The sequence below is a fragment of the Rodentibacter sp. genome, from assembly GCF_057314195.1.
Genome location: NZ_DBHLAM010000016.1, coordinates 5,748 through 14,681, shown reverse-complemented (window position 1 = coordinate 14,681; position 8,934 = coordinate 5,748). Strand labels below are relative to the sequence as shown.

At 48.2% G+C, this 8,934-nt stretch carries 8 protein-coding genes; 3 read left to right on the top strand and 5 right to left on the bottom strand.

All coding sequences use genetic code 11. The features are described from left to right. Positions 1-58: 58 nt before the first annotated feature. The gene (locus tag ACO59Y_RS01690; RefSeq protein ID WP_486130083.1) at positions 59-328 is read left to right on the top strand and encodes a hypothetical protein; all 270 of its coding nucleotides are present in this window, start codon (positions 59-61) and stop codon (positions 326-328) included. On the opposite strand, the gene cysK is transcribed toward ACO59Y_RS01690, so the two are convergent. Further along, positions 293-1,240, bottom strand: coding sequence for a cysteine synthase A (cysK, locus tag ACO59Y_RS01685; protein WP_486130081.1), 948 nt, complete (start codon positions 1,238-1,240; stop codon positions 293-295). The two genes, ACO59Y_RS01690 and cysK, sit on opposite strands and share 36 nt — an antisense overlap. 96 nt (positions 1,241-1,336) lie before the next feature. Further along, positions 1,337-2,185 (bottom strand): sulfate transporter CysZ, encoded by an 849-nt coding sequence (gene cysZ, locus ACO59Y_RS01680; RefSeq protein ID WP_486130079.1) that lies wholly within the window; start codon positions 2,183-2,185, stop codon positions 1,337-1,339. Between the two features lie 117 nt (positions 2,186-2,302). On the opposite strand from cysZ, the gene zipA reads away from it, so the two are divergent. Both zipA and ligA read left to right on the top strand, forming a co-directional pair. Continuing rightward, positions 2,303-3,283: a cell division protein ZipA gene (gene zipA / locus ACO59Y_RS01675; RefSeq protein WP_486130077.1), complete on the top strand. Its 981-nt coding sequence runs from the start codon at positions 2,303-2,305 to the stop codon at positions 3,281-3,283. 205 nt (positions 3,284-3,488) lie between these two features. After that, a complete protein-coding gene (gene ligA, locus ACO59Y_RS01670) occupies positions 3,489-5,498 on the top strand; it encodes an NAD-dependent DNA ligase LigA (RefSeq protein ID WP_486130075.1) in 2,010 nt (669 codons plus the stop codon). Positions 5,499-5,818: 320 nt separating this feature from the next. On the opposite strand, the gene ACO59Y_RS01665 is transcribed toward ligA, so the two are convergent. Genes ACO59Y_RS01665 through tsaD form a run of 3 tightly spaced genes read right to left on the bottom strand, consistent with a single transcriptional unit; the run spans position 5,819 to position 8,711 of the window. Then, complete coding sequence (locus ACO59Y_RS01665; protein WP_486130073.1) at positions 5,819-7,039, bottom strand: aromatic amino acid transport family protein; 1,221 nt, start codon at positions 7,037-7,039, stop codon at positions 5,819-5,821. 43 nt (positions 7,040-7,082) lie between these two features. Then, entirely contained in the window at positions 7,083-7,664 is a 582-nt protein-coding gene (locus tag ACO59Y_RS01660) for a thymidine kinase (protein WP_373603757.1), read from the bottom strand. An 18-nt stretch (positions 7,665-7,682) separates the two neighbouring features. Beyond that, positions 7,683-8,711, bottom strand: coding sequence for a tRNA (adenosine(37)-N6)-threonylcarbamoyltransferase complex transferase subunit TsaD (tsaD, locus tag ACO59Y_RS01655; protein WP_486130071.1), 1,029 nt, complete (start codon positions 8,709-8,711; stop codon positions 7,683-7,685). Positions 8,712-8,934: the final 223 nt, after the last annotated feature.

Sequence of the window (8,934 nt, the reverse complement as noted above, 5' to 3'; positions counted from 1 at the left end):
AAAACCTGTGTTTGGGTTTCGGCTGTCGAAGGAAGGGCTTTTTTGCAAAGGTCTCCGAATGTTAGGCGACTCGCATAAAAAATCAAAAGCCGCCGATACTGAGTTTTCCGACAATCGCACAAGCCGTTCGATTCATTTGGCAGAGCGTTATTCAAATGGCATTTTAATTAATATGTTTTTGCTTAAAAGACATTTTAACAACGTAAAAAACCGCACTCAAAGTGCGGTTCGTTTTTCTTCGCTTGCACGAGGTTTCATTTTGGCACCGCATTGGCGCCCCGCCGCGCAAGGCTTAGGCTTCGATTCCTTCGAACAATGCCGTGCTTAAATAGCGTTCAGATGCGGAAGGTAAAATGACCACGATTAATTTGTCTTTAAATTCCGGCAACTGCGCGATACGATCTGCCACCGCGACTGCTGCACCGGAAGAAATACCAGCAAGAATGCCCTCTTCCGCCATTAAACGGCGGGCGGTGGCGATGGCGGTGTCGCTATCCACGGTTTCCACGCGATCGATTAAAGACAAATCGAGATTTTTCGGCACAAAGCCGGCGCCGATACCTTGAATTTTATGCGGACCCGGTTTAACTTCTTGGCCGGCCAAGGTTTGCGTGATCACCGGCGATTCGCTCGGTTCCACCACCACAGAGGTAATGGCTTTACCGAAATCAAGCTTAATGGCACGGGAAATGCCGGTAATTGTACCGCCGGTACCGGCACCCGCCACAACGACATCTACCTTACCGTCGGTGTCCTTCCAAATTTCAGGACCGGTGGTTTCACGGTGAATTTGCGGGTTGGCCGGATTTTCGAATTGTTTCAGCATCACATAACGAGAAGGATCGGAAGCCACAATTTCTTCTGCTTTGGCAATCGCGCCTTTCATTCCTTTCGCGCCTTCGGTTAACACCAAATTGACGCCCAAACCACGCAATAAACGTTTGCGTTCAAGGCTCATGGTTTCCGGCATTGTGAGGGTGATTTTATACCCGCGCGCCGCAGCCACATAAGCCAAGGCAATGCCTGTATTGCCACTGGTGGCATCGACGATTTCTTTTCCTCGGGTGAGTATGCCGTCTTTTTCCGCTTGCCATACCATGTTGGCGCCGATACGGCATTTCACGCTAAAACTCGGATTTCTGCCTTCGATTTTCGCCACGATATTACCGTTGCCGAAATGTTTTAAACGCACAAGCGGTGTATTACCGATGGTGTAAGAATTATCCGCATAAATTGTCATGTTTGTCCCCTATAAATTAATGTTTTTGACGGCGTAGTTATAGCATCGCTTTTATGATAAAAAAAATAGTTATTTGATCTATTTTATAACCAAACGCTATTTCACGCTTTGTCCGTTTGGCGCACGTACCGCCGTCTCATTGCCGCGTGTCGCAACTTCAGTGGCGCTTGAGCCGCGAGGAGATTGAAAATTCATATCAAAGCGTAATTTATCGCGATAATTTTCCACCCACATTAGCGTTGCACCACACACCGCGACGGGAATAATCAGCAAATTCACAATGGGCAAAAAAGTACAGCAGGTCACCAATCCGCCGAAAGTCAAACTTTGCGTACGCCGTTCGCCCAATGCGGTGCGCATAATATCAAAAGACACTTTGTGATTATCAAAAGGATAATCGCAATATTGAATCGCCATCATCCAAGCCGTGAACAAAAATGTTAGCGTTGGTGCCACAATCTGTCCCACCAACGGAATAAAGCCGAGTAAAAACAACGCGATAATTTTCGGCAGACTGTACAACAGCTTTTGCCATTCGCGATGCAACATACGTGGCACATCTTTCAGTACGTCCAACCAGGTATCGTCGTTAATCGGCTCACCGGTGAGCATTTTTTCCAATTTTTCCGCCAATAGACCGTTGAACGGCGCGGCGATAAAGCCCGACAGCGTGGTAAAAGTAAAATAAAACAGCAGCAAAATCATAATGATAGACAACGCCAACAAAATCACGCCTAAAAAACCGAGCCAGTCGGGCACAAAGCTCATCATCCAATCGATGATGTCGCCGATTTGACTGATAAAAAGCCAAAACAGCCCCGACAGCAAAATGACATTCATCACAATCGGCATTACTACAAAACGGCGCAAGCCTTTTTGCGTAATGAAATGCCAACCCATCACGAAATAATGAAAAGCGGATTTGATTTCCTGTTGATTAATCATTCTTTTTCCTTCTTTGACCGAAATAAATTAAACGGGTAAGCGCCCTTTCGCCCTGTTTTTTCACCCCTGAAAATATGGTAGGATCGGCGCAATTTTATTGCCTGATAAGGAGCCAAAATGGATCTTAATACAATTTTGATTATTTTAGGGGTGGCGGCGCTCATCGCCCTTGTCGCGCACGGATTATGGTCAAATCGCCGCGAGAAATCAAAGTATTTTAAAAATGCCGGCACATTTAACCGCGCGTCAACCCCGGCATCGATACAAGAACGCTCGACGCCCCACCAACCGACTCCTGAACGCGCTAGCGCCACAGCACCGCATTCGGCACCGGTGCACCAAGCCACACCGAAAGTCCAACAGCAACCGCTTGATAACGACTCGGCAACAGAGCAAGCGGATTACCAAAAAACCGAACGCACCGTGGACGATATAAAAATCTCCATTCCAAACATTGAACCGGCGCGCCAGCCGATGCGTATGGAATACCAAATGAAACCGTCACAACCCGCAGCCAATCCGGCGACGATGACGCTCGAGCAACTTGAAATGCAAAACGACAACGAATTCGAAGGAATTAATTCTTCTTCACCGAAATTGCGCGAACAACTTGCGCAAATGTCCCGCGGCGAACTGACCGAACTAAACTCCGCCGAGCCTTTCAATGAAACACCAGCCACGGAACCAAAAACACCGAAACAAACATCGGGTTATCTTCAACTTTATGTCATTTCGCCACAATATCGCGAATTTCACGGAGCAAACCTGATTCAATCGTTGGAAAATCTTGGGTTTATTTTCGGCCGACACAATATGTATCACCGCCATTTCGATTTAAGTGTGGCAAGCCCGACTTTATTCAGCGTTGCAAATTTACAAGATGACGGCGCCTTTAATCCGTACCAGCCGGAATTTACCACCATCGGCGTTGCGTTATTTATGAAACTGCCTTCGCCCGGCAATGATTTGGCAAACTTAAAATTAATGATTCGCGCCGCAAAAACCTTAGCGGAAGATTTGGGTGGCTCAATTCTCACCGAAGACGAACAAATTTTCGACGCGGTTCAAGAACAAGCGTATCTTGCTCGCGTGGCATAAAAAATGTTTCATTTTTAAACACGCTTTTTAAACACACTTTCGGCGAACCTCGTGTTCGCCGTTGTCGTGTTAAAAAGCCGTTTCAATGCGGTGCTGAAACGGAGGCATTTCAATGCGGTGCTAATTTGAAGGTTCGCCCATCGGCCTCCGACAACAAACGACTTTCCTGCGCAAACAAAAGCGCGAACGACTTAACGAGAATGTTATGACCCTCCAAGCCAAACTCGAAACCCTGCGCAACACTTTGCGCCGATATGAATACGAATATCACGTGTTAGATAACCCGAGCGTGCCGGACAGCGAATACGATCGCCTGTTTCATCAACTCAAAGCCTTAGAACTCGAACATCCCGATTTGGTCACGGTGGATTCGCCGACACAACGGGTCGGCGCTAAACCGCTGGCGGGCTTTCGCCAAATTCGTCACGAAATGCCCATGTTATCGCTCGACAATGCCTTTTCCGACGAAGAATTTTATGCTTTTGTGAAACGCATTGAAGATCGCCTAATCGTGCTACCGAAGCCGCTCACTTTCTGTTGCGAGCCGAAACTGGACGGCTTGGCGGTCAGTATTTTGTACGTCAACGGCGTGCTGAGCCAAGCGGCGACGCGCGGCGACGGCAGCCGCGGCGAAGATATTACGGCCAATATTCGTACCATTCGCAACGTACCGCTACAACTTTTAATCGACAATCCGCCGGCACGTCTGGAAGTTCGCGGCGAAGTATTTATGCCGCATGTCGGCTTTGAACGCTTGAATAAACACGCCTTGGAACTGGGTGAAAAAACCTTCGCCAATCCGCGCAATGCCGCGGCCGGTTCGTTGCGCCAATTAGATCCGAACATTACCAGCAAACGCCCGTTGGCGTTCAATGCTTACAGCATCGGCATCGCGGAAGGAATAAATTTGCCGAACACGCATTACGCGCGCCTGCAATGGCTGAAATCCATCGGCATTCCGATCAATCCGGAAATTCGCCTGTGCAACGGCGTGCAAGAGGTTCTGGCGTTTTATCGTGATATGCAAAACAAGCGCGCTTTGCTCGGTTACGACATCGACGGCACCGTGCTAAAAATCAACGATATTGAACTGCAAAATGAGCTCGGTTTTATTTCCAAAGCACCGCGTTGGGCAATCGCTTACAAATTCCCGGCGCAAGAAGAACTTACCGTACTGAACGATGTGGAATTCCAAGTGGGGCGTACCGGCGCCATCACGCCGGTGGCAAAATTGAAACCGGTGTTTGTGGCAGGCGTCACCGTCAGCAATGCGACGTTACATAACGGTGATGAAATCGCCCGTTTAAATCTCGCCATCGGCGACACCGTGGTAGTTCGTCGCGCGGGCGACGTGATTCCGCAAATTATCGGTGTATTACACGAACGCCGCCCGGCCGACGCCAAACCGATTATTTTCCCGCATAACTGCCCGGTATGCGGTTCACAAATCGTGCGTATTGAAGGCGAAGCCGTGGCTCGCTGCACCGGCGGTCTGTTCTGCGCGGCACAACGCAAAGAATCGCTTAAACATTTTGTTTCACGTAAAGCGATGGATATTGACGGTGTAGGCGGCAAACTTATTGAACAATTGGTTGAACGTGAATTAATACGCACACCGGCGGACTTATTCAAACTGGATTTAACCACGCTTATGCAATTAGAACGAATGGGCGAAAAATCGGCGAAAAATGCGCTAAATAGTCTCGAACAAGCCAAGCACACTACGCTGGCGCGCTTTATTTTCTCCCTCGGCATACGCGAAGTGGGCGAGAGCACCGCATTGAATCTGGCCAATCATTTCAAAACCTTAGAGGCGTTAAAAAATGCCGACTTCGAACAATTACAAGCGGTGCCGGATGTTGGGGAAGTGGTGGCAAATCGTATTCTTGCCTTCTGGCGCGAACCGCATAACGTAGATGCGGTAAGCGACCTCATCGCGCAAGGGATACATTGGGACGCAGTGGAAACCAAAGAGGCGGGTGATAATCCGTTCAAGGGCAAAATCGTAGTACTTACCGGCACGCTCAGCCAAATGGGACGCAATGAAACCAAAGCGCTGTTACAAGAAATGGGTGCCAAAGTGAGTGGTTCGGTTTCCGCCAAAACCGATTTCGTCATCGCCGGCGACGCTGCCGGTTCTAAGCTAACCAAAGCGCAAGAATTAGGCATCACGGTATTAAGCGAAGACGAATTTTTGGCGTTGCTACAAAAATAACCGAATGTATATAATCGGTTTTGTTAATCATTTATCCATCATTTTGATTAACAACATTATTTGTTTATCACCAATGATTGACAATATTTTTTAAAAATCAAAATAAAGAGATAAAGGTTTTATTGAACAATTAAAATAGCACCGCATTGGAAGCGGCTTCAATGCGGTGCTATTTTGAGAGGAGAACAACAAAACAATCAACAAAACAGTCAACAAAACAATAAAGGGGAACATTATGTTCCCCTTTATTGTTTGGCTATTGCTTAGCGAATCCATTACTGAGCCAATCCGTCAGCAAACTGACTTGCGTGAAAAATAGATTACCCTGCGACCGCCGGTAAATAGCCTGCTTGAATGAAGAATGGAATCACCATAATTACAATTCCCACAAGCAACGCCGTAATTAACGCGAGATTGCCGCCGAATACGCGATAAGGCAAATTCGGAGCCGTTACGCGAACGCGCCAAGCCAAGGCGATGGGCAAAATTAAGCAATAAAACGCGCATAGTAAACCGGCATAACTCAATGCGGTGATGAAACCTTCCGGGTAAAACAAGGCGAAAGCCAATGGTGGGAGGAACGCCGCGACGGTTAGGGAGAAACGGTTGTTCGGTAAATGATAGCGTTTGAATAAATCGCCTAACCCTTCAAATACGCCGAGCATAACGCCGAGGAAAGAAGTGATGAGCGCAAGCGCTGAAAAAATACGCACAATTTCACCCATTACGCTGGAACCGGTAATTTCGTGCGCCGCATTGACTAAACCATTAAGCGTCGGATCGGCTTGTAAAATGCGTACGAATTCGTTTTGGCTTAATACACCGTGGGTCGCCAACTGCCAAACTAAGTAGGCCGCAAGGGGAATAGCGGTACCGATTAAAATTGCGCGACGGAATTTTGCTACATTGCCGCCTAAATAACTGTTCACGCTTGCCATAATCACGTGAAAGCCGAATGAAGTGAAGAAAATCGGTGCGGCAGAAATGACAAAAGCATAATCCAGCGGCAGTGCCATTAAGTTGTCCAAGGCGACTTTCGGCAACATCATAAATAACACGAAAACAAAAGCCACCAGTTTACCGATAAACAAAACACGGGTGATGCCGTCCACGCCTCTGGTGCCGATCACCACAAAAGAGCCAAGCACCGCAGTGAAAAGAATTATCGCGCTTTTCAAGGAGATTGCCTCCAAACCGAATGCGGTCGGCAAACCGGAAAGCAATGAGCCACCGCCGGTGATGTAGGCGGCGGAAAGGGCATACAATAAAATCAACAAACTCAATGTGGCCAGAATACGCCCCGGCACGCCGAAGTATTTTTCCGCGAGGGTTGCAACGCCGTCATCGAGTCGATCGGCAGTTTGATACACCTCCACAAACAGCAAACCGCTGTACACCAACAGCGCCCACAAACCGACCAATAACAGCACAGTGTAGCCAAAGCCCATGCCCGCCGAAGTGAGCGGCATGGCCAGCATTCCTGCGCCGATGGTAGTGCCGGCGATAATCAAGGCGCTGCCGAAGGTTTTGTTTTTTAGCATAAAATTGTCCTTATAGGTTGTGTTTGAAACGGTGAAAAGGCGTTTAAAGTTGGCCGCTTTTTTCCTTGTAATGTAAGCGACAAACGGAAAGATAAGAATCATTGCCGCCGATTTGAATTTGTTCCCCCTCTTTCATCACATCACCGTGTTCATTTAAACGTAATACAAAATTCGCTTTACGCCCGCAATAACAGATCGTTTTCAGTTCTTCCAATTGATCCGCCCAAGCGAGCAAATATTGACTGCCCTCAAACAATTCCGCCTGAAAATCCGTACGCAAGCCGTAGCAAAGCACGGGCACATTAAGTTTATCCACGACATCGCTTAATTGATAAACCTGTTGTTTGGTTAAAAATTGCGCTTCATCCACCAGCACACAATGCAAATTGTCGCTGCTCATATATTTGCTGATTTCAGCAAACAAATCCGTGCCCGCATTAAACAAATGCGCATCCTCGCTGATGCCGATACGCGAAGTCACTTTCCCCACGCCGAAGCGGTCGTCAATAGCCGCCGTATAAACCAGCGTATTCATATTGCGTTCGCGGTAATTGTAAGATGATTGCAACAAGGTGGTGGATTTACCCGCATTCATAGTGGAATAGTAAAAATATAGCTTCGCCATACTCTTTTCCTTATTCTTTTAAAGCGCCGGCAATTCAGCCATCGCCCAGCGCGGTTTAACGTCAATCGCCAAACCGCTGTGTTGGCCCTGTTTTAAACGCAACAAACCGGCATAAGCGATCATCGCGCCATTATCCGTGCAAAATTGCGGTTGCGGATAAAACACTTCGCCGCCGAGGTTTTTCATCATTTGCGTCAAACTTGCGCGCAATTTTTTGTTTGCACTTACGCCGCCGGCGATCACCAAACGTTTATAGCCGGTCTCTTTTAACGCGCGCTTACATTTAATCGCCAAGGTATCCACCACCGCGTCTTGGAATGCGTAAGCGATATCGGCTTTGGTTTGTTCGGAAAGCGTGAGCTCCGTTTTCAGCACCGCATTGAGCGTGTTCGCCGCAAAGGTTTTCAAGCCGGAAAAGCTGAAATCTAAACCGGGACGATCGGTCATCGGACGCGGAAAAACAAAACGACCGGGCGCGCCTTGCTCGGCCAGACGGGAAAGCGCCGCGCCGCCGGGATAATCCAACCCGAGTAATTTGGCCGTTTTGTCAAAGGCTTCACCGGCGGCATCATCGACGGATTCGCCGATTACCGTATATTGGCCGACACCCTCCACGCGAACCAATTGGGTATGTCCGCCGGAAACCAACAACGCGACAAAAGGAAAACAAGGCGGATTGTCGTCAAGCATCGGCGCCAACAAATGGCCTTCCATATGATGTACGCCAACGGCCGGCACCTCCCACGCATAAGCAAGCGCACGCGCAACGGTCGCCCCCACTAACAACGCACCGACCAGTCCCGGCCCACAAGTATAAGCTACGCCGTCGATATCCTTCGCGGTTAGCCGTGCCTCACGCAATGCCGCTTGGATTAACGGCGCGGTTTTGCGAATGTGATCGCGTGAGGCCAATTCCGGCACCACACCGCCATAATCGGCGTGCAACGCAATTTGGGTATAAAGCTGATTGGCGATCAAGCCCTTGTCTTCGTCATAAATCGCCACGCCAGTTTCGTCACACGAGGTTTCAATGCCTAAAATCTTCATTAATTTTCTTCATTTCGCTACTAAAATAAGGCAGCGATTCTACTCTGTTTACGCGCTTTTCACCAGTTGAAAGCGAAATATTCGGAGGATCGCGTATTCTTTCCTTTACATTTGCCCCGGAAGTAGATTAGAATTGCGGCCTTTGTTGAACTTGCCATTAATGGCAGTCATAAAATTTTAAATTGCAATTAAATTAAACTCATTGAGGTGATTGGCTTATGCC